Below are 21,361 nucleotides of genomic sequence, written 5' to 3'. Positions count from 1 at the left end.
AAAAGCCCAACTCAATCGAGTTGGGACTTTTATTATTCAGTAGTTTTACTTTGTACGTTCTTTTTTGCTGGACGGCGAACCTTTTTTTTATTGCTACTAGGTGTTGCCAGTTTCTTTTGTGCTGGTTTTTTGCTTGCTTGAGCACCAGATTGTGTCGCCGTTGTTTTATGGTTATTTGGTCTGCGATTTTGGTTAACTTCCATAACTACAGGCATAACCATAGGCCGGCGTCTTGTTTGCTCAAATAAGAAACGTGACAATACATCGCGAACACCGGCTTTTAGCTCATTCCAATCAAAACTTTTATTGTTAGTTAAATAATCTTCAATCTGTTTAACGGTTAAATCAGAAGCTTCTTTCATTAAATCACGATTTGCTTTAACATAAACAAATCCACGTGATGTTAACTTTGGTTTTGATACAACTTGACGTTTTTTACGATCAATTGTCACAACAGAAACAAAAACACCATCTTCAGACAAAATACGACGATCACGCAAGACCACGTTACCAATATCGCCAATACCGGATCCATCAATCAACGTTTCACCAATAGCAAACGAATCTTTTAACTCAAATTGGCCGTCAATTAACTTAAATTGATCCCCCTTCATTGCCATCAAAATATGATCTTCAGGTAAATTAACCTCTTCAGCAGCATCTTTAGCTGCTGACATCACACGATACTCTCCTTGAATAGGCATAAAGTACGCTGGTTGCATGATGTTAAGCATCATTTGTAAATCATTTCGTGATGCATGACCACTCGAACGCATATCAGTGCTAATCTGCTTCACATCAGCACCTTGCTTGAAAATCATATCGCGTGTTTTTGCTACAACACTTTCCATGGCTGTAGAAGGTGTTGTGGTAATAAACACAAGATCATCTGAGCCAATCTTAATGTGAGCGTCTTCACCATTTGCCATGCGGTTCAAATGCTTAATTGGTTCCCCCATGCGGCCTGTTTCTAAAATAACCGTTTCATGGGCAACTAAACTCTTCATATTTTTTAAACTGACGAATAGTTGACTTTCTGGCAAAGGTAACTGCAACTTTTTTAATTTGATAGCTGTCCGTACAACATTTTCGATATCATTTCCTGATAAGACAAGCTTACGTTTTGTCGCAGCAGTGGCATCAATAATTTGCTGAATTCTTTGAATATTCGAAGCAACGGCCGCTACAATAATGCGCTTTTTTTTGTTGTCACGGAACGTTTCTAATATATAATCGCCAATCTTTGATTCATTAACTGAATCAGCTCCACCCTCTGTACCAGCAGCATCAGCCAACAAAGCCAATACTCTCCCCTGACCAACTTCTACTAAACGAGGAATATCAGTACGATAGTAACTTTCTGCTGTTTGATCAAACTTAAAATCGCCAGTATACACAACTTGGCCATATTCAGTACCAATTACAATACCTAGTGATTCTGGAATTGAATGTGTGGTATTAAAGAAGGATACTTTAACATTACCAAAGTCAATTTCACTTTTTTCATTAATAATGTGGTAATCATTATAATCTTTTAGTGCCGGCTGATCTTTTATTGCTAGCTTAGCTAATTCAATTGTTAGTTCGGATCCAAAAATCGGTACATTGACTTGCTGCAAAAAATACGGTAAAGCACCAATTGCATCCGCGTGTCCGTGTGACAAGAAAACGCCAGCAATTTTTTCAGTATTCTTAATCAAATATTCAAAATCCGGCACCACTACATCTACACCAAGCTGGTCTGTTTCTGGATACTTTAATCCTGCGTCCAATATAAAAATCTCGTCATTAACTGTGACGGCATACATGTTTTTCCCATTTTCGCGGACTCCGCCAAAGGGAATAATACTTAAATCTGTCATTAATCTTTCCTTTATAAACGTGCGATTAACTAGATGTTTTAGGTATCACCATAGTCTACACACTTTTTTATTCGTATATTTATGAATAACAGGAGCCTGCTGGTCTAAAACACTGAGGTCTTCCTTGTTGCTTGTCTCGATACGTAATGTTTCTATTTTAGCATACTTTTCAACTCTTTTCTGGTATTATTGAAACAGCGTGTTAATAATAGAATAGTATCTGTTAAGATGACAGATAAAAATTAATAAACAGCATGTCTATAGATGAAAGGAACAAGATACCTCATGCAACGTCATCCATTCAAACCATCACACAAAGTTCGCAATGCCATTATAATAATTATTATTTTTGTTGCAGTAGTGGTGATGGGATTTGTAATTGTTGGTCACCAATCTGACAACAAAAAAGCAACTTCTTCAAGCAAAGTTTCTCATAGCTCATCGACATCTTCAAGCAAAAAGAAGGCAAAAAAAGCAAGTACCTCTTCAGATACATCAAACAGTACTTCAGCAGAAGAATCCACTTCAGTTATAAGTTCTTCCACAAGTGTGGCTGCAGCTCCATCTGTTGCTAGTAGCGAAGTTTCCCAAGTCTTAAGCAGTGCTACCCAAGATGCGACGCAGACACCAGTACAAGATAACAGCAATACATCTAGTGTTAGCGATAGTTCTTCCTCATCAAGTGCCGCTTCTTCAAGTACAACTACATTTGGGAACTGGTCTTTAGCAACTTATAATGAAGTTGCCCTTGGTTCAGCCACCTATGATCAAATTCGTGCTACTTACGGTAACCCTACTTACTTAACCGCAGATCAAAAATATGCTTATGCTACTTGGCAAAGCCAAAGTGGTACAAAAGTCTCTATCGTCTTTACACCTAGCGGTGACAGCAATAATGTTCAACTCATTGCAAGTAACAAAACCCAATCAGGTTTACAATAAAAAAGACATCTTAACTGATGTCTTTTTTATTATGCTGCTACCCTTTTATCCCAGCTCTTTCAGCAATGGGAACCAAAACATTACCAATGGCAGCTACTAAAATGATTCCAGTAATAATTTCAAAAATGCTGTTAAACGACACGATGCCTATGAGCCAGCCTAGTAAATTATGATTAGGTATGCCGGTAAAATTCGTGCGCATCACCGTAAAACCGATGACAGTAAGCAAGACCACTCCAACTGTATTAATCAAAGCGGCTAGTCCGCCCAAGAATCCCAATCCAAGCGTACGGAAACCAAAATTTTTGTTGCGCAACCACTTATTAAACGCCATACCAATTATTAGACCTACCAAAATACGAGGTATAAACGCCGTAAAAGGATTTTGAAACATTAATGAACCGATAGACCCCGGTGTCGACCAAGCTTGCCATAAAGTTAACAATCCCCAAAAGCCACCAATAAAGGCACCCCGACGTGCTCCTAGAAGAATTGCAGCGATAGCTACGGTAAACTGTATGATTGTTGGTTGTGCGCCCACAATAACAGCACCGAGCGGTATATATCCAAGCCAAGGAATCAGTACTTGTAATAAGATAATTGCCATAAAGAAGGTTGTAATCACCAAATATTTCGTCTTATTGTTGCTCATTATATTTACTCCTATGTGTATTCCACGCCTATATCATATCATAGAGCAACATTATTCATTTAACATTTGTTTTTGTCACCAAATATCGGTATAATTTATGAGTACTGCGTCTATAGTTCAACGGGATAGAACAAGAACCTCCTAAGTTTTAGCTCCCAGTTCGAGTCTGGGTGGACGCATCAGAAAAGGGTGCCGATTTGGCACCCTTTTTCTATCCTATTATATTCGCTCGTTCGGCTATTGGTAATAATACACTACCAATTATACTGACTAGAATAAATCCTACAATCATTTCAAACAAGGCATTAAATGATACAATGCTAATCAGCCAAGCTAAGATATTGTGCGTTGGTACACCCGTGAAGTTAGTATGCATAATGGTAAAACCTAACGTGGTTAGCAAAACAACCCCTACTGTGTTGATTAAAGCTGCGGTTGTACCTAATACCCCTAACCCAACCGTCCGAATCGCTGTAGACTGGTTTCGTAGTAGCTTATTAAAGAGATAGCCAATAATCAAACCAACTAAAACACGAGGAATAATGGCAGTCAAAGGATTTTGAAACATTAAAGAACCTATCGTTCCTGGATGAGTGATGGCATTTGCAAATGATAATAATCCCCACCAGCAGCCAACAATTGCGCCATATTTTGGACCTAAAATAATGCTAGCAATGGCAACGGTAAATTGAATAATCGTCACTGAAGCGCCAACAATAAATGCCCCAAGGGGTAATAACCCAAGCCAAGGAACAAAAATTTGTAAAAATACAATTGCGATAAAAAGTGTCGTTATTACGAAATAACGTGTTTTTTGATTGATCATTATAGACTCCCCAATAATTGCATATGCCCTAAACTATATAGATACATCATTAATTTGTCAATAAAAAAAGCACTAACTTTTGATGATAGCGCTCTTTGTTGATTGTTATTCTACAATTGTGAACTGACGATTTTTTAAACTAATTTGCACATCGGCTGCTTGAGCCACATTGGGTTCGTGTGTAACCAAAATAACTGTTTTACCAACTTCATGTGCCAGTTCTTGGAAAATTTTGATAACTTCTTGTGTATTTTCCTCATCCAGATTACCTGTTGGCTCATCAGCAATAACTATTTTAGCATCCACAGCCAAAGCTCGTGCAATGGCAACTCGTTGTTGCTGACCACCTGACAACTGCTGAACATTTTTATCTGCCAACGTACGATTAATACCAAGCTTCTCTAAGGTTGCATAAATATAATCCTTGTCGCCAGTATGCTTTGATTTGGTCATCGACAACGCTGATGATACATTTTGTGCGGCCGTCATATAATTTAAGAGATTATATGATTGGAAAATGATTGCAACCTTTTGATTCCGGTATTTGGTTAATCCATACTTACTAATGTTCTCACCATCTAGCGTAATCGTCCCTTCTGATGGTGTGTCTAAACCTGCTAAAAAACTAAGCAGGGTTGTTTTACCAGAACCAGATTGTCCGACTATACTGTACAATGTTTTCGGTTCAAATGACATATTAATATGTTCATATAGTGGCTTTTCCTGTGCATTATATTGATGTGTTAAATCTTTTATTGCCAATGTCATTAATAATTCTCCTTCTGATTAGCCATTAAGGCGCATGAATAATTTTGCAATAGTTTTACTTTATTCATTTGACAAAATCTTTTTTGGCTTTAAGCGGAAAATTGGTGTTGATCCAGCGACGACAGCAATCGCAATGATTCCCAAACCTAAGCCACCAAGTTCAGCCATTGACTTTGCGCTAATCTTTGTTTTTAGGTTGCTTACTTGACTGCCACTAGCTGTCATACTAGTTTGACCACTTCTACCAGCGCCAGAAGGTGCTGATCCACCGCCGCCACCTGATTGTTGTCCACCACCGCCACCAAACCCAGCGCCGGTGCTAGTTGATTGCGTAGCAGTAGTTTGTTGTGAAACAAGTTGCTTCCCTACCGCACTTCCTACAAAGTTTCCAGCAACTCCTGCAATCACTAGAGACAATACTAATACCGCAAATAATTCTGAGAAAAGTTGAAGCACAATTTTAAATTTACTTTCTCCTAATGCCATCAAGACACCAATCTCATGACGACGTTCACGAATCATCAAAACGGTAATTAATGCCAAAATAATCGTACCAGCAATACCAACAATCCAAACAATCTTATTGGCAAAACTTTGAACATTCTTCATAGGCTTCATCAACAAAGCATAAGTTTCCGAGCTAGATGTCAAACTGAAACTGCTTGAAATTAGCTTTTTAGCTTGCTTTGTAAATGCCTTTTCTTTAGATGAATCTGTTAATGTGTAAACAACACTTGTTACAGATGTTGTGTCACCATTAACTGTTCCTGCAAATGTATAACTTGTATAGATTGTATTTGATGGATCACTCATATTTGGTCCACCTTGACTTGATGATGATGTCTTTGCTTTGTAAATACCCACAACATTTAATGTATAAGTTTTTGCATCATCGTCTGTTGTTTTAACCTTAATGGTGCTACCAACTTTTAAGCTGTTGCTTGTTGCCAATTCACTTTCGATCACAACATTATTAGTATTTTTATCGGCGGCGGTAATACCGCGACCTGATGTGATTTTATAACTTTTTGATTTGAAGTTAGTTTCGGCAGCTGTTGTTGACACACCACTAATTGTTATATCACCGCTGTTTGATGAACCACCGAATCCACCTTGACCACCGCCGCCACTTGATGAGGATGTTGTAACCGCTGAAAAGCCACTAGCGTTTACTGAAGCACTATTACTATATTGATAACCAGCCACATTACTCAAAGCAGCAATTTTTTCAGCCGTTTTAATTTTTACACTTGGCATTGTAATGGCAGCCGGTGCTGCATTAGACGATGAGCTACTTGATGAAGACGAACTGCTTTGACTTTTGCGCATTGAGGCAAAAGCTTTTTCACGGTCTGCACTTAAAGTAACCGTCGTACCTGCCGAATTTTTAGCGCTATTCGTTGCTTGAATAGCAGCGCTTTGTATGATGATACCTGCCAATACAAATATCATAATGGCACTCATTACCAGTGTAATCAACGCTGTACGCCCTATTTTTTGCCGTAAATAGAGCCCAGCCCGTTTGATAAAATCCATAATAATGCTCCTTAACATTTCTTAATATTGGTAATTTAGCACTTCTAAATTAAATTCAAATCAATTAAACGAAAATTAAAGTATCATAGTATTCTTTTTTTTGGCAAAAATCTGCATTTATTGTATAATTTAATCAAGAATAATTTTAAAGAGAATAGAGGAGCAAACTTAATGTTATCGGAATTCAAAGCTTTTATTATGCGAGGAAATGTACTTGACTTGGCAGTTGGTGTCATTATTGGTGGCGCCTTTACTGGATTGGTTAAATCATTAACAACTAACTTAATCGGTCCAATCATTGCATTTGCAACTGGCGGAACAACAGACTTAGACCAGTTGCAGCTTGTCATTACAAAAACGTTAACATTTAAATATGGTGCTTTCTTAAATGACGTAATTAATTTTTTGATTACTGCTTTCGTTGTATTCCTGATTGTTAAGTTTATTAACCGCTTGTTTAAAGCTAACAAACAAGAAGAAGCAAAAGCTAATCCTGAATTAGAGATTTTAACAGAAATCCGTGACTTGTTAGATGCTGAGAAAAAGGCTCAATAAAAAAAGAAGTTCAAATTTGAACTTCTTTTTTTATTTATCGAATAGCCTTTAGTGCATCATCAATTTGTTCCAAAATAATCTTTTGGTTATCTGCTTGCTCAAGATCATAAGTCTGCAAATCGATTTTAATTTTTGGAGATGCATCATAAGCATCGAACCAATCACGATAGGCTGACCACATTTTATAATAATAGGCTCTTAAACCTTCATTATTATCAAATTGTTCATAATCACGACCACGCTTTTTAATACGGTATAAAATGGTTTCAAAATCAGTTTCAGCGTATACCATCAAATCAGGAGCTTTTTTAGGCATTTTTTGTAGTTCAACCATCATATTATCTAATAGGCTGGTATAAACGTCCATCTCAGAGTCAGAGATATTACCATCTTTGTGGTTTTCTTCTGTAAACAAAGCATCTTCATAAATTGAACGATCAAGCACATTATTATCGTCCGCCAACGCTTGCTTAATCATGTCGAAACGACGATTTAAAAAGTATATTTGCAACAAGAAACCATATTGCTTTGGATCAGAGTAATAAAGCGGTAAAACGGGATTATCGCCTACCGGTTCATAAAATGCTTTCGTGTTCATATGCTTTGCAATCAAACTTGTGAGTGTTGTTTTACCAACACCGATCATACCCGCAGTAATAATCACCATGACAACCTTCTTCCTGATGTTTTCATTATTTTGACTTGAAAATTAGTTTAAATCAGCCATTTTCAAGTAATCGCTGGTGCGCGATTTTTGTCATATCTGATTAATCCTCGCAAAATATTCAGAGGCATTTTCAGTATTTCAGACAATGTTTATTATATCAAATACATCCTTCAAAATAAATGCAGACTACTTCAAATGCCTATCAATTTATTCTACAAAAAAACATCCTCGCGGATGTTTTTATTTAACCAACAGCTTTAAAGCTGAGCGAATATATCCATCTGTAGTATCGCTATTACGACCAATAATCTGGGCGACCGCTTTCACATCTTTAGCTGTGTAGCCAAGTGCTAATAGTGCTTCAAGCGCATCATCCAAGGCTTGCGATTGTTCTGGATTGCTTGAAGAATCAACCATACCTGTTTTAGATGCTAACTCATCTAACTTCCCTTTCAAATCCAAAACAATTTGCTGCGCCGTTTTCTTTCCGACACCAGGGAATTGTGTCAAATAAGCCACATTATCATTTTCAACTGCACTAATAAGACCCTCGGCGTCCCCGTTTGCCAAAATGGCTAAGGCACTTTTAGGCCCAATCCCTGACACATTTAATAGTTTATTAAACAAGGCTTTCTCATCAGCATCAATAAATCCATATAAGCTGATGTCATTTTCACGAACAATTTGCTGTACATAGACATGCGATTCCACATTCTCCTCAAAACGATAAGGATTAGCACTGTACAGGCGATATCCCACGCCACTTCGGGATGCAATCACAATATACGATGGTGTGATATTTGTGATTAGCCCATTAATATACTCATACATTTACGCAATAACTCTCTTTCAAATGGTTTCTTTTAGTTTAGCATAAAACGCACATAGCACTCACCCTAAAATAAATCAGTTTAAACTAAAACTGTTAGCATCCGTCGTAATTTCATCAACACCTAGTCCAATATAATAAGGGAACTCTGACGGTGATATTGTCCAAACATTTAGTCGTCGCCCTTGCTGTCTGAGCGCTTGAATTGTTTGACTCGTTAATTTTTTCCCGTTAATATCCAGCCCTGCTTTGGGCCCTAATTCGTTTAATTTTTCAGACAACTGCACTGGATCACTAGCCGAATCCCATAAAAGTTCGAGCGAAATCTTTTTGTCTAGTGCATATACGTGTTTTAAGGCTTCACACTGCAGGCTAATTATCGTACTGTTGTTATACAATCCTGCATTTTTAACTGCAGCAATTAAATTTTGAACATCACCATCGCTCATTTGACTAGCCGGCTGTTTAATTTCAATAATTGGCCGTAAATTATTATTAGACATCTCAGTTAAATACTCTTTTAAGGTTGGCAAAGTTAGTGATTGGTATTTTCCAACATTAACACCAGAATCAATATGATATTGTTTAATCTGAGCTAAGGTTAAGTCTTTAATAGCACCATGACCGTTAGTCATACGATCAATAGTACCATCATGGCTCACAACCCACTGCTTGTCTTTTGTAAGCCAAATATCTGTCTCCGCACCATAACTACCTTTAGCCAATTGAAACGCTGGTATTGAATTTTCAGGTGCTAAATTTGACGCCCCACGGTGAGCAATTAGCTTTGTTTGAAAATTACCATTAACACGGTATTGAACGCTCCCATCAGAAGCAAGGTAATATGTATGCTTATCAACGGACTTCAATTGATTTTTAACAGCAAGGTTTGTTACTGAATCAAAATAATAAGTTTTTGATCCAATCGTTTGTAAACCACTTTGACGTTTGCCATCTTTAAAAAAATACTTTCCAGTTCCATCATCTAAATAACCGTTAGCCGGTTCAGCCGTCTTATAATAACTGCCATTCACATAGCCAGAGTGCGGCGTTTGGCCTACCGAACCATTTTCAATTTGTGTTAGCACTACTTTTTCTAACATTGAAGGTGGCTCCACAGAGCCCGCTTCCGAATTCACAATTTTGGTAAAAAGCATGCCCGATATCAATGCACACAAACCTAAAATAAATCTCATGTTACCCCCGTTGTTACTCTTTATAGCATTCTACTTTGATAAACAAATACACAAATAAAAAATACGTCTGAGAGTCAGATGTATTTTTTTTTCGTTTTGTTCGTCTTTATTATTTATGAATAAACATCGCGTCTCCAAAACTGAAGAAACGATACTGATCATCAACCGCATGTTTATAAGCATTCAAAATATTATCACGCCCAGTAAAAGCAGCGACTAACATGACCAATGTTGATTTAGGCAAATGGAAGTTAGTTATAAAGGCATCTACAACTGTCCAATTGTATCCTGGTTTAATAAAAATATCCGTCCAACCTGAATCAGCGGTCAGGTCACCATTAAACTTAGTACCAATAGTTTCAAGGGTACGTATTGACGTCGTACCGGTAGCAATGATACGCCCACCGTGTTTTCTAACCGAATTCAATTCATCCGCAGCTTCTTGGCTGAGTTGGTAAAATTCCGAATGCATTTTATGATCTTCAATATTTTCTTCATCGACAGGCCGGAACGTTCCAAGACCTACATGAAGCGTTAATTCAACCGTTTTGACACCTTTGGCACGAACCCTATCTAACAACTCAGGTGTCCAATGTAGCCCTGCTGTTGGTGCTGCTGCTGAACCATCAACCTTTGAATAGACCGTTTGATAACGTTCTTGATCGTCAAGCTTTTCTTTAATATAAGGTGGTAATGGCATTTCGCCCAACTGATCAAGTAGCTCCATGAAAATGCCATCATAATGAAATTCAATATATCGACCACCATGTTCTAATTCACCAACAACTGTTGCGGTCATAATCGGATTTTCAATATCATCACCAAAAACAATGGTTGACCCAACGGGTGATTTTTTCGCTGGTTTAACTAACGTCTCCCATACATCACCATGATCTTGACGAAGTAGTAAGACTTCAGCATGTCCACCAGTTTCCGGACGTGCGCCGTGTAAACGTGCTGGTAAAACACGTGAATTATTCATGACAATAGCATCCCCAGGATTCAAATAATCTAATATGTCATAGAAATGTTTATCCTCATAGCCACCAGTTTTAGCGTTCAATGCTAATAATCTCGAAGCATCACGTTGCTTCAACGGTGTTTGTGCAATTAACGCCTCTGGTAAATCATAATCAAAATCTGATAATGTATATTTTTTTTCTTCTGCCATAATGATATCGAATCCCTTTAAAAATAATCTAATTTCCATTGTAACATACTTGTTTGCAAAGAAAAAAGCCATTGCAATGGCTTAACAAATGAAAAAATTAGAAAACACTTTATACACTGCCGGTGTTACCACTGAGACCTGTTTTCTTTTCGAATTCAAAGCCAGTTTGCGCTACTTTTTCAAGTTCATCGGCAGTCAACACTTTATTTACATTTGGAATTTCAAGTTGCTCCAAGACATCAGCATATGTCAAATCATGTTGATTCAAATGATCAACTAATAAAGCTAATTCATGACGCTGTGTAGCAGTCGGTTTATTAATTGTTATCGTTTCATCGAAAGCTCGCTCAACAGACCGATCATAACGCTTGTTATCGGACTCAATTGCATATTCATTTTGAATTTTGTCCAATCTGTCCGTCAATTCTTCGGTTAGTTCATCAAAAGTAAGCGGTTGGCCGAAACGTCTTTTTTGCATAAACGAGGAATCAAGCGATAAATTCACCATACTAGCTTGTTTGTATTCTGCTTCATGAATATGTCCGTGAACAGATAAAACGGGGTATGGCAAATCAATTGCATAATGGCTCATCCATACATTAATACCATTGATTTTTATAGCTTTAGCAGTTTCAATATATTCAATAATGTTTGTTTCAGGTGTCTTTATTGCTGCTTTAATTTGATCTGAATGATCGTGATTCCCTTTAAAAAACACTTTTTTACCTTTTAGACGACTAAGTTGTGCTACAAAATCCTGTTTCTTGCGAAACATGCCCAAATCGCCAAGAAAATAAACTGTGTCCTCATCCGTTACAGTTTCGTTCCAAGTATCCTCCAGATATCGATCCATATTTTCAATCGTTGGCTCTATATTTAATGCTTGCAGTGATACTGCCCGTGATTTATCAAAATATAGAATTTTTTCATGATTGAAATGTGTGTCTGAAATAATAAAATTTGTCATAATTTCCTTTGATAGGCGTGCCCTAAATGAGTGTACCCCGCTTCAGTGACAACACGTCCACGCGGTGTGCGCTGCAAAAAACCAATCTGCAATAAATATGGTTCAACCATTGCCTCTAATGTTTCTGACTCTTCACCAATATTAGCAGCTATTGTATTTAACCCAACCGGCCCACCTTTATAATATTCGATCATTGTTTCTAAAAGCTTATGATCGGTTTCGTCAAGACCTCTATTGTCAACGCGCAATTTATCCAAACCAATAGTCACAATATTCTTGTCAATTGCATCTTTTCCCTCGACCTGAGCAAAATCACGGACGCGTTTCAACAAACGATTGGCGATACGAGGTGTGCCACGAGAGCGCAGCGATATTTCATATGCACCTTCCGATTTAATTGGTGCATTAAAGATGTCTGCCGTACGAACGACTATTTGCTGTAATTCTTCTGGAGTATAGTATTGTAGCGAGTTAATAATGCCAAATCGATCACGAAGTGGCTTGGATAACATACCAGGACGCGTGGTTGCCCCGATTAAAGTAAATGGCGGCAACGGAAAATGAACTGGACGCGCCGTTGGCCCCTGACCAACCATAATATCAACAAAATAATCTTCCATTGCTGAATACATTATTTCCTCAATATTAGTAGGAATTCGATGTATTTCATCAATAAACAAGATATCCCCCGGCTCCAGTTCATTCAGTAATGCTACCAAATCACCTGGCTTTTCAATAGCAGGACCCGATGTTGTTTTAATATTAACATTCATCTCATTAGCAATAATCATCGCTAGCGTTGTTTTACCTAATCCTGGTGGTCCAAAAAGCAATACATGATCCAATGCTTCTTCACGTTGCTTTGCTGCCGAAATATAGACATTTAACTCTTCTTTTAACGCCTCTTGCCCAATATACTCACGCAAAAATTGCGGACGTAATGATAATTCACTACGCTGTTCTTCATCATTGGCAGCTGCGTCACGTAATAAATGATCTACTTCGGTGTCTTGTTCATACCATTGATTAAATTGTGGGTTATCTTCTGTCATAGCTAGTCCTATATTATACACGTTCGATGATGTGGTTATGTTTTTGAACATCATACTGTTTAATATGACGTAATAAAAACTCCCTAAGCTTATAAGTAAATTATAACAAAAGGAGTTTTTATGTTTTAAAAAATTTTATCGATTTACTGTCACAGTTAAATCAGGAACGGCCTGATGCTGACGTGTGTAAAACGTTACGATATACTTATCATCTGTTACTTCTAGAACCGCATAAGTTCCACCAAGGTCCGCACGTGACCCCTTTGGCAGAGTTGTTGAACCTGGATTGATAAATAACTTATGATCATATGAAACAGCCCCTTCTTTGTGTGTATGACCAAACAAAACAACTTGTGCATGGGCATCATTTGCAGCTTCGTTCATCGAATCCAAATTAGCCCATTTTAATATTGCCGTCGCATTGTAAAGGTGACCGTGGGTTTGAAAAAAAGTTATACCATCAATAACCGTTGAACGTGCTTCAGCAAAATCAGGATCATCATCCATGTTACCGATTACCGTAGAAACACCCGCAAAAATGTCATCATCAGCGTTCAATTCAGAATCACCATTGTAAAAAATGCCATCAACTTTATCTCGCCACTGAGCCAAAATATCTACTAAAATTTTTCGATCACTGTGTATATCTGAAACAATTAAAAATTTAACCATTATTCTCCTTTCAACCAAACTGGTAATTTTTTACCGAGTTCTTGCAGTGCTAAACCACGATGACTAATTGTATTTTTTTCACTTGCAGACATTTCTGCAAAGGTTTTGTTCATGCTGGGTACAAAAAATATTGGATCATATCCAAATCCATCTTGTCCGCGTTCACTTTCTGTTATATAGCCATCTACTTGTCCGTTAACTATTAGGTTTGACCCCTTAGGACTATGTAAAGCGATAACGCTATTGAAGTGTGCTGTTCGCTGCTCGTTAGGAACCTTAGCTAACTTTTGCAAAACTTTATCAATATTTGCTTGATCATCGTGATCGCCAGCATAACGTGCTGAATAAACTCCAGGTTCACCATTTAAAGCATCCACTGACATACCAGAGTCATCAGCCAAAATGTAATCATTAGGGGCAATTTTAGCAATCGTTTCAACTTTCTTCACAGCGTTTTCTTCAAATGTTGTCCCATCTTCAACAATTTCGGGAACATCCCCTATTTCTTGAAGTGAAACGACAGGTAAGTCAATACTTATTGACGCCAGTAAGGCTTCAATTTCAGTTATTTTATGAGCATTATTGCTCGCTATAATTAGCTTCACTTTTCTTCCTCCAAATGGTCCCCAACAATATTAAGGTGGCGCACATCTAACTCATGATTTCGTGCTAACCAACTACTAGCAATCGTTTTGAATTTTAGTTTATCACCTGTCGTGTTATAAATATCATCGCTATGATTGTGTTTCACTTCTGAATGAATGTCGAGTTCATCCAAATATTGTTTCATCACCGCAACCGTCTTGGCGCCAGAATCAACTAGTGTAACATCCGATCCGACTGCTTCTTGAATAAAAGGCGTCAGTAATGGAAAATGAGTACACCCCAAGATTAGCGTGTCAATATTTGCCTCTTTGAAGGCACTCAAATGATGGGCAATTACCTCGCGGGCTTCATCACTCTGATAGAGATTATTTTCCACTAAAGTAACAAATTCAGGCTCAGCTTGCGAAGTAATCTGAACATTATTGTCAATTGCTAACATTTTTTCATTGTAGACTTGCGATTCGACAGTGCCTTGAGTTGCAATCAATCCAATTTTTTTATTTTGACTAATTGAAACGGCCGCTTCTGCGCCTGGTTGAATGACACCAATGACTGGAATACATAATTGTTCTCGTAATTGTGATAAAGCTCTAGCAGTGGCAGTATTACAAGCAATGACCAACATTTTGATATTTTGCTCATTTACCAGATAATGAGCCATTTGAAAAGTATAGTCAATAACTTCTTTTTCGGAGCGCGGTCCATATGGCATACGTGCCGTATCACCAATATAAATTAATTGTTCGTTCGGTAATTGCTTCTGGGATTCTTTGACAACAGTTAGGCCACCAATACCAGAGTCAACTAGCCCAATAGGATTATTTTTTATCATATAATTAATTATGACGAGGATAATAAAAAATGCAAGCATTTGAGCACTAATTTTGTGTATAATGAAATGAAAGGATTTTCGTCAACCATGGATATCAACGATTACGATAAAATTTTACAAACAAACTTTCAAGTAAACAGTTTTGCACTCAGTTTGCTACGGGACGGTCTCTTAAAGAATTTACTTCAAGAAGACTATCCGCATATTTTATACTGGGCCGGTAAAGAAATTGCACGTCAGTTTCCAACTGACACACTGTCGACAGTAAAAGAGTTTTTTGCCAACGCTGCCTTTGGTGATTTAGAAATTAAATCACAAAATAGCAAGAACCAACGTTGGGAATTAACTGGCGATTTAGTGCGACAACGTCTTGCGTTAAATAAAAATGCTGATTTTAGTTTAGAGGCCGGCTTTTTAGCACAACAGCTTGAAGTACAAACTGGTGCCATTGCAGAAGCCAATTTCAAGTATTTGAAGAAAAACGAAGGCGTTTCTTTTGAAGTAATCACTGACCTATCTGAAACAGTTAATGTTGATGATCTTAGGCAACGTGCAGCTGCACGAGATTCTTTCTTAGATCGAACACATGCTACAACAGAAAAAGCTACCGTTGTGGAAGTACGCGATAACGACGATATTTCACGTGAACAGTCTATCACAGACTCCTTGTTAGCTTTTAAGTTTGATGAAACCGTCATGCCTACAGAAGAAAGTTCTGGGTTAAGTGCTTTATCTGGTGAAGAAATTGATCCATTTAATGTGCCAACATCTACAGAAAACTCACAGTCCCCTTTTAAATAATAAAAAACCGTTAACGACAGCGTTAGCGGTTTTTTATTACATTTCGATACTTTTTTGCAAACAAAAAACCCCTGACCGAAGAGGGGGGTTGGTCAGGGGGTTGATAACATAAGTTATCGGTGTATCAATCAACAATTGGGGGAGCTGATTGATGCATTACTGGGGGAAGTAATGAAACTCAAATGTTATTTGAGTATATGTCTATTATAGACTAATTCATTCGTAATAATGTGTCTTGATTTTGACAAAAGTATTACGCGACAATGACATAATATTTAGTGAAGTAAATAACTTTTTAAGGAATAATTAACAAAAAAAGCATCTCCGAAGAAATACCTTTTACATACCTTAAACGTCGCGGCGACGTTCTTTAATACGAGCTGCCTTACCTTGCAAAGCACGCAAGTAGTACAACTTTGCACGGCGTACTTGACCAAAGCGAGTAACTTCAATCTTTTCAACACGTGGTGAGTGTAATGGGAATGTACGTTCCACACCAACACCTGAAGAAATCTTACGAACTGTATAAGTTGCTTGGATGCCAGCGCCCTTGCGCTTAATAACAACACCTTCAAACAACTGAACACGTTCACGTGAACCTTCAACGATCTTGGCATACACCTTAACAGTGTCTCCTGCACGGAAAGCAGGAATGTCAGTACGTAATTGTGCTGATGTAACGTTTTCTAAAATAGTATTTTGACGCATTGGTCATTCTCCTGATCGACAATCATACACTTGCCCTTAGGCTAAACGCACAGCGGATTATCGTTAATGTGGGCTTTGATAGCCAACAGTAATTATAGCAAATTATAATTTTTATGTCTAGTATTATTTTGCGCGCTTCATTAAATCGGCGGAAATAATATCAATTTTAGCTTGTGATTCTTGTTGTGAGTCAGATTCAACCCCAATGTAGAACTTTAGCTTAGGTTCTGTGCCTGATGGTCGTAAGGCCACCCAAGAACCATCATCCAACCAATACTTTAACACATTTGCTTTTGGTTGAGATAACTTAGCCGTTGATCCATCTTTGTTTGTTTCGACTGAGGTTGAAAAGTCTTGCACGCGTGCAACTTTTACTCCGCCAATTTCAGCGGGTTGGTTATCACGAAAGCCAGCTATAATTGCCGCCATTTCATCATTGCCATGAATTCCTGGGAAATCTAAGCTAATTGTTTTCTCTTCAAAGTATCCAAATTTCTCAAATAATTCATACAATCCATCTGCGAAAGTCTTCCCTTGTGACTTGTAGTATGCAGCTACCTCTGCAAATAATACCAATGCTTGAATGGCATCTTTATCATGAGAGAATGGCTTGACCAAGTAGCCAAAACTTTCTTCAAAACCAAACAGAAATGTATTGGATTTTGTTTCCTCAAATTGATCAATTGTAGCTGCAATATATTTAAACCCAGTTAACACATCAGCTGTTTCAACACCAAAGCTTTCAGCAACCTTTGACGCAAAGCGTGACGATACAATTGATGTCACAATCGACCCATTAGTTGGCAAAGTGTTTGTGTCTTTTTTAGCTGTTAATAAGTAGTTAACCAACACAGCGGCAATTTGATTTCCTGTCAAAATTTGGAATGTACCATCCGCTAGTTTAACAGCAGCCCCCATACGATCAGCGTCAGGATCTGTTGCTACAACAGCATCTGCCCCATCACGCTTAGCATATTCAATAGCTAATGATAACGCGGCAGCATCTTCCGGATTAGGTTTTTTAACCGTTGGAAAATCACCATCAATAACAGCTTGTTCTTTTACAATTGTGTAATTTGTGAAACCTGCCTGCTGCAATGCTTTTTCACCAATGTATTGCCCTGTTCCGTGTAGCGGTGAATAAACAAACTTTAGCGAAGCACCCTCTTTGGCAACAAGGTCAGCGTTAACCGTCACTGTTTCCATCTTCTTCAAATATTTATTATCAATTTCATCATCAATAATTTGTACATTTTTGTTGTCTTCATCTAATGCAATATTAAAAATATCAGTAATGTTCGCCAGTTCATTAACCACAGCATCAACTGCTTCTGGAACCATTTGACCACCATCTTCTCCATAAACCTTGTAACCGTTATATTCTTTAGGATTATGTGATGCAGTGATCATAATGCCGGCGAAAGCGTGTAATTCACGTACAGTAAATGACAATTCTGGTGTTGGACGCAACGAACTAAAAAGGAAACTCTTAATTCCGTGTGCCGACAATACTTGTGCCGCATTTGAAGCAAATTCAGGAGAAAAATGACGCGAATCAAAACTGATTGCTACGCCACGCTTTTTTGCATCTGATCCTTGCTCATCAATGTAACGCGCCAAAGCTTCAGTTACTTGACGAACTGTGAAAACATTCATGCGGTTTGTCCCTGCACCCAATACACCGCGCATTCCAGCTGTACCAAAACTTAGATTTTGATAAAAAGCGTCTTCCTGCTGGTCTGGTGTGTATTTTTCTAAATCAGCAGCCAAATAATCTGGTAAAGTCGCTTCTTGCCATTTTGTAAGTGCTTCTTTATAACTCATGATTTACCTTCTTCTTTCGTAATTTCTTAAATTATAACAAATTTATTTTCGAATAAACAATTGAATAATGCGTTGCCGACATTTAGGACTGCGTAAAATCACTATAAATACTACAGCCATTATAATGATTAAGGCAATTGAAATTCGTCTTGGAATTTCAAGATGACCAATAAAATAACCTATTGAAACCATGACTAGTGACCACAGAAAACTAGCAAAGGCTGACATCCTTAAGTAATTTAAAAATGCTAACCCTAAACGGTGAGCTAATAGTGGCACCGCAACACGAATAAAAGGTAAAAAACGTCCCAAGACAATAAATAACAACCAGCGTTTTGGATGAAAATTGCCTGCGATTTGTTCAACTAACTCACCATGTACATGTTTTTTAATAATTGGAATTTTACCAAATTGCTTTGTGATATAGGCGCCAAACCAGTAATTAACACCATCCCCCAAAAAGGATGCAAAGGCGAAAACTAAAATAACTAGTCCTAATTCAAAAATATTGTGATGTGTCCCTGCCAAGCCACCGACCGTAATCAAAATAGCATCTCCGGGAATAAATCCTGTCAGAATACCAGCCGTCTCAACAAAAATTAGTAAAAACATCACAATGAAAGTTGATATAGAAAATTCAGTGTCGCTACCAATTAGATGGGTAATCCACCCCGGTATCGTTGCTAATGTATTTATAAACATTTCCCCTCCAAAATGTCATATTCTTTTGAAAAAAGTGTAACAAAATCACTTATTGCTCGGGTTGAAATAACTCAACACCAAGTAATTCATTATTTTGTGGCTTTTCTCCAGGATTTTCTATTACCGCAAACAATACGTCAATCAAAACTTTCGCCGCCTGCTTCACTGGTTGTACGACTGTTGGCAAATCAGGGTGTAGCTGACGAACGATTGGTGTACCATCGTAACCTATAATTTTTACATCTTCTGGAACACGTTTGCCGATTTTTCTAAGTGCGTTTTGTAATTGAATTGCACCAACATCATTGTAAGCAAAAACACCATCAATATTGTCTTTTATAACGTAGTTAATCATTTTATCGAGATCTTCTTTGGAAGCAAACCCTTCCAAGTTAAAGTTTTCTTGGAACACCTTGGCTGAAGAGTCTTTTGTCGCTCTCAAAAAACCATCATAGCGAATATGTGTAGGTGATTTCGAGCCATCATCATCGCTCAGTATTAATAGGCGTCGAGCACCTGTTGAAAGCAAGTACTTACCAGCAAGGTAGCCTCCTTCCTCATTGTCTTCAGAAACGATAGGAATATCATCTGATAGATATCGATCATAAGAGACAATCGGTAAATAAGTATTCTGATACTCTTCAATATCTAGATTGTGTGAAGAAGTTATTATACCTTCAACTTGATTAGCAGCGAGCATTTGCAAGTATTGCTGCTCTTTTTCAACATTATTTGCTGATGCTGCAATAATAACTTTATAACCTTTTAAGAACAATAACTGTTCGATTTCATTGGCTAGTGCAGTAAAAAATGGGTTTTCCATATTAGGTAGAATCAAACCTATAAATTGTGATGATTTACCTTGTAATGAACGTGCCATTGCATTTGGTTGATAATGTAGTTCACGCATTGCAGCATGGACCTTATCAATTGTTTTTTGGCTCAAAGAACCATAGCTGTTAATAACACGTGATACTGTTGTCACAGAAACACCAGCTAGCGCTGCGACATCACTTAATTTTGCAACCATTACATACCTCCATAGTCTTATATTATTTTATCACACCAACAGCCTTATAATCGAAAATTAATTTGGCCTGAGACTTGACTTTATAATGCCAAAGGTTTAGCATAGTCACCGTAAGTTACTTTTGTCACAAAAAAGGAGAATTAATCATGGAAGCACTTGTTCTAACCGGAACTAAGAAATTAGAAGTAAAGGACATTGACCGTCCAAAGGTTTTGCCAAATGAAGTTTTGATTCACACAGCGTTTGCTGGTATTTGTGGAACTGATCACGCACTATACGCTGGTTTGCCAGGTTCAGCTGATGCTGTTCCTCCAATCGTTCTTGGTCATGAGAACTCAGGTGTTGTTGCAGAAATCGGTTCTGCTGTTACTAACGTTAAAGTTGGTGACCGCGTAACTGTTGACCCTAACATTTATTGTGGACAATGCAAGTACTGCCGTACTGCACGCCCTGAATTATGCGAAAACTTGTCAGCTGTTGGTGTGACACGTGATGGTGGCTTTGAAGAATTCTTCACTGCACCTGCATCTGTTGTTTATCCAATTCCTGATAACGTTTCATTAAAGTCAGCTGCTGTTGTTGAACCAATTTCATGTGCCGTTCACGGTATTCAATTGTTGAAGGTTACCCCTTACCAAAAGGCTTTGGTAATTGGGGATGGATTCATGGGCGAATTATTCGTTCAAATCTTGCAAGCATATGGTATTCACCAAGTTGACTTGGCTGGTATTGTTGACGAAAAGTTGGCAATGAACAAGGAAAAGTTTGGCGTAAAGAACACATACAACACAATGAAGGGTGACAAGATCCCTGAAGGTGAATATGATGTCATTATTGAAGCCGTTGGTCTACCACAAACACAAGAAGCTGCTATTGAAGCATCAGCTCGTGGCGCTCAAGTATTGATGTTTGGTGTTGGTGGTCCTGACGCCAAGTTCCAAATGAACACTTATGAAGTATTCCAAAAGCAGTTAACTATTCAAGGTTCATTTATCAACCCTAACGCATTTGAAGATTCATTGGCTCTGCTATCATCTGGTAAGTTGAATGTTGAAGCATTGATGTCACACGAATTAGACTATAAGACTGTTGACGACTTTGTTAACGGTAAGTTAGGTGTCGTATCTAAGGCTGTTGTGAAGGTTGGCGGCGAAGAGGCATAA

22 protein-coding genes and 1 tRNA gene are annotated in these 21,361 nt (G+C 37.9%); 5 read left to right on the top strand and 18 right to left on the bottom strand.

Features of this window, described 5'->3' with window-relative positions:
- Positions 1-32: 32 nt before the first annotated feature.
- Positions 33-1,862 carry a ribonuclease J gene (locus RHP64_RS03080; protein ID WP_025267878.1) on the bottom strand — a complete coding sequence of 610 codons (1,830 nt, stop codon included), beginning with the start codon at positions 1,860-1,862 and terminating at the stop codon, positions 33-35.
- Positions 1,863-2,126: 264 nt separating this feature from the next.
- Here RHP64_RS03080 and RHP64_RS03075 point away from each other — a divergent pair, with 264 nt between their 5' ends.
- A complete protein-coding gene (locus RHP64_RS03075; RefSeq protein WP_102753142.1) occupies positions 2,127-2,804 on the top strand; it encodes a cell wall anchor protein in 678 nt (225 codons plus the stop codon).
- Between the two features lie 37 nt (positions 2,805-2,841).
- On the opposite strand, the gene RHP64_RS03070 is transcribed toward RHP64_RS03075, so the two are convergent.
- Positions 2,842-3,456, bottom strand: a complete 615-nt coding sequence (locus RHP64_RS03070; protein ID WP_004164419.1) for an ECF transporter S component — start codon at positions 3,454-3,456, stop codon at positions 2,842-2,844.
- A 106-nt stretch (positions 3,457-3,562) separates the two neighbouring features.
- On the opposite strand from RHP64_RS03070, the gene RHP64_RS03065 reads away from it, so the two are divergent.
- Positions 3,563-3,635: transfer RNA gene (locus tag RHP64_RS03065), tRNA-Arg, on the top strand.
- Between the two features lie 32 nt (positions 3,636-3,667).
- Here RHP64_RS03065 and RHP64_RS03060 read toward each other — a convergent pair.
- From RHP64_RS03060 to RHP64_RS03050, 3 genes are all read right to left on the bottom strand, one after another.
- Positions 3,668-4,282, bottom strand: a complete 615-nt coding sequence (locus RHP64_RS03060; protein WP_011679435.1) for an ECF transporter S component — start codon at positions 4,280-4,282, stop codon at positions 3,668-3,670.
- 105 nt (positions 4,283-4,387) lie between these two features.
- Complete coding sequence (locus tag RHP64_RS03055) at positions 4,388-5,050, bottom strand: ABC transporter ATP-binding protein (protein ID WP_011679434.1); 663 nt, start codon at positions 5,048-5,050, stop codon at positions 4,388-4,390.
- A 60-nt stretch (positions 5,051-5,110) separates the two neighbouring features.
- Positions 5,111-6,586, bottom strand: coding sequence for an ABC transporter permease (locus tag RHP64_RS03050; protein ID WP_014324441.1), 1,476 nt, complete (start codon positions 6,584-6,586; stop codon positions 5,111-5,113).
- Positions 6,587-6,757: 171 nt separating this feature from the next.
- Here RHP64_RS03050 and mscL point away from each other — a divergent pair, with 171 nt between their 5' ends.
- A complete protein-coding gene (gene mscL, locus RHP64_RS03045) occupies positions 6,758-7,141 on the top strand; it encodes a large-conductance mechanosensitive channel protein MscL (protein ID WP_011679432.1) in 384 nt (127 codons plus the stop codon).
- Between the two features lie 34 nt (positions 7,142-7,175).
- Here the strand turns inward: mscL and RHP64_RS03040 are convergent, their stop codons facing one another.
- The 9 genes from RHP64_RS03040 to racE all read right to left on the bottom strand — a co-directional run bounded on the left by RHP64_RS03040 (position 7,176) and on the right by racE (position 15,172).
- A complete protein-coding gene (locus tag RHP64_RS03040) occupies positions 7,176-7,808 on the bottom strand; it encodes a deoxynucleoside kinase (RefSeq protein WP_004164424.1) in 633 nt (210 codons plus the stop codon).
- Positions 7,809-8,048: 240 nt separating this feature from the next.
- A complete protein-coding gene (gene ruvA, locus RHP64_RS03035; protein ID WP_011679431.1) occupies positions 8,049-8,639 on the bottom strand; it encodes a Holliday junction branch migration protein RuvA in 591 nt (196 codons plus the stop codon).
- 75 nt (positions 8,640-8,714) lie between these two features.
- Complete coding sequence (locus RHP64_RS03030; protein WP_223317043.1) at positions 8,715-9,833, bottom strand: glycerophosphodiester phosphodiesterase; 1,119 nt, start codon at positions 9,831-9,833, stop codon at positions 8,715-8,717.
- 109 nt (positions 9,834-9,942) lie between these two features.
- Positions 9,943-11,004: a tRNA preQ1(34) S-adenosylmethionine ribosyltransferase-isomerase QueA gene (gene queA, locus RHP64_RS03025; protein ID WP_025267876.1), complete on the bottom strand. Its 1,062-nt coding sequence runs from the start codon at positions 11,002-11,004 to the stop codon at positions 9,943-9,945.
- Positions 11,005-11,113: 109 nt separating this feature from the next.
- Positions 11,114-11,971 (bottom strand): metallophosphoesterase family protein, encoded by an 858-nt coding sequence (locus tag RHP64_RS03020; RefSeq protein WP_014324437.1) that lies wholly within the window; start codon positions 11,969-11,971, stop codon positions 11,114-11,116.
- Positions 11,968-13,023, bottom strand: a complete 1,056-nt coding sequence (gene ruvB / locus RHP64_RS03015) for a Holliday junction branch migration DNA helicase RuvB (RefSeq protein WP_011679427.1) — start codon at positions 13,021-13,023, stop codon at positions 11,968-11,970. The genes RHP64_RS03020 and ruvB overlap by 4 nt, the downstream gene beginning before the upstream one ends.
- Positions 13,024-13,158: 135 nt before the next feature.
- Positions 13,159-13,695, bottom strand: a complete 537-nt coding sequence (locus RHP64_RS03010; protein WP_014324436.1) for a YfcE family phosphodiesterase — start codon at positions 13,693-13,695, stop codon at positions 13,159-13,161.
- Entirely contained in the window at positions 13,695-14,300 is a 606-nt protein-coding gene (locus RHP64_RS03005; RefSeq protein ID WP_025267875.1) for an XTP/dITP diphosphatase, read from the bottom strand. The genes RHP64_RS03010 and RHP64_RS03005 overlap by 1 nt, the downstream gene beginning before the upstream one ends.
- Positions 14,297-15,172, bottom strand: a complete 876-nt coding sequence (gene racE / locus RHP64_RS03000) for a glutamate racemase (protein ID WP_011679424.1) — start codon at positions 15,170-15,172, stop codon at positions 14,297-14,299. The genes RHP64_RS03005 and racE overlap by 4 nt, the downstream gene beginning before the upstream one ends.
- Before the next feature lie 48 nt (positions 15,173-15,220).
- On the opposite strand from racE, the gene RHP64_RS02995 reads away from it, so the two are divergent.
- Positions 15,221-15,934, top strand: a complete 714-nt coding sequence (locus tag RHP64_RS02995; protein WP_011679423.1) for a YslB family protein — start codon at positions 15,221-15,223, stop codon at positions 15,932-15,934.
- 348 nt (positions 15,935-16,282) lie between these two features.
- Here the strand turns inward: RHP64_RS02995 and rplS are convergent, their stop codons facing one another.
- The 4 genes from rplS to RHP64_RS02975 all read right to left on the bottom strand — a co-directional run bounded on the left by rplS (position 16,283) and on the right by RHP64_RS02975 (position 20,198).
- Positions 16,283-16,642 carry a 50S ribosomal protein L19 gene (rplS, locus tag RHP64_RS02990; RefSeq protein WP_004164446.1) on the bottom strand — a complete coding sequence of 120 codons (360 nt, stop codon included), beginning with the start codon at positions 16,640-16,642 and terminating at the stop codon, positions 16,283-16,285.
- A 123-nt stretch (positions 16,643-16,765) separates the two neighbouring features.
- Positions 16,766-18,466: a phospho-sugar mutase gene (locus RHP64_RS02985; protein WP_014324435.1), complete on the bottom strand. Its 1,701-nt coding sequence runs from the start codon at positions 18,464-18,466 to the stop codon at positions 16,766-16,768.
- Positions 18,467-18,508: 42 nt separating this feature from the next.
- Entirely contained in the window at positions 18,509-19,168 is a 660-nt protein-coding gene (locus tag RHP64_RS02980) for a DedA family protein (protein ID WP_025267874.1), read from the bottom strand.
- Positions 19,169-19,217: 49 nt separating this feature from the next.
- The gene (locus tag RHP64_RS02975; RefSeq protein WP_462785061.1) at positions 19,218-20,198 is read right to left on the bottom strand and encodes a LacI family DNA-binding transcriptional regulator; all 981 of its coding nucleotides are present in this window, start codon (positions 20,196-20,198) and stop codon (positions 19,218-19,220) included.
- Between the two features lie 146 nt (positions 20,199-20,344).
- Between RHP64_RS02975 and RHP64_RS02970 the strand changes: the two genes are divergently transcribed.
- Complete coding sequence (locus RHP64_RS02970; RefSeq protein ID WP_011679419.1) at positions 20,345-21,361, top strand: zinc-dependent alcohol dehydrogenase family protein; 1,017 nt, start codon at positions 20,345-20,347, stop codon at positions 21,359-21,361.

It is taken from the genome of Leuconostoc sp. XM4, assembly GCF_055698815.1.
This window is presented reverse-complemented; position numbering and strand designations above follow the sequence as displayed.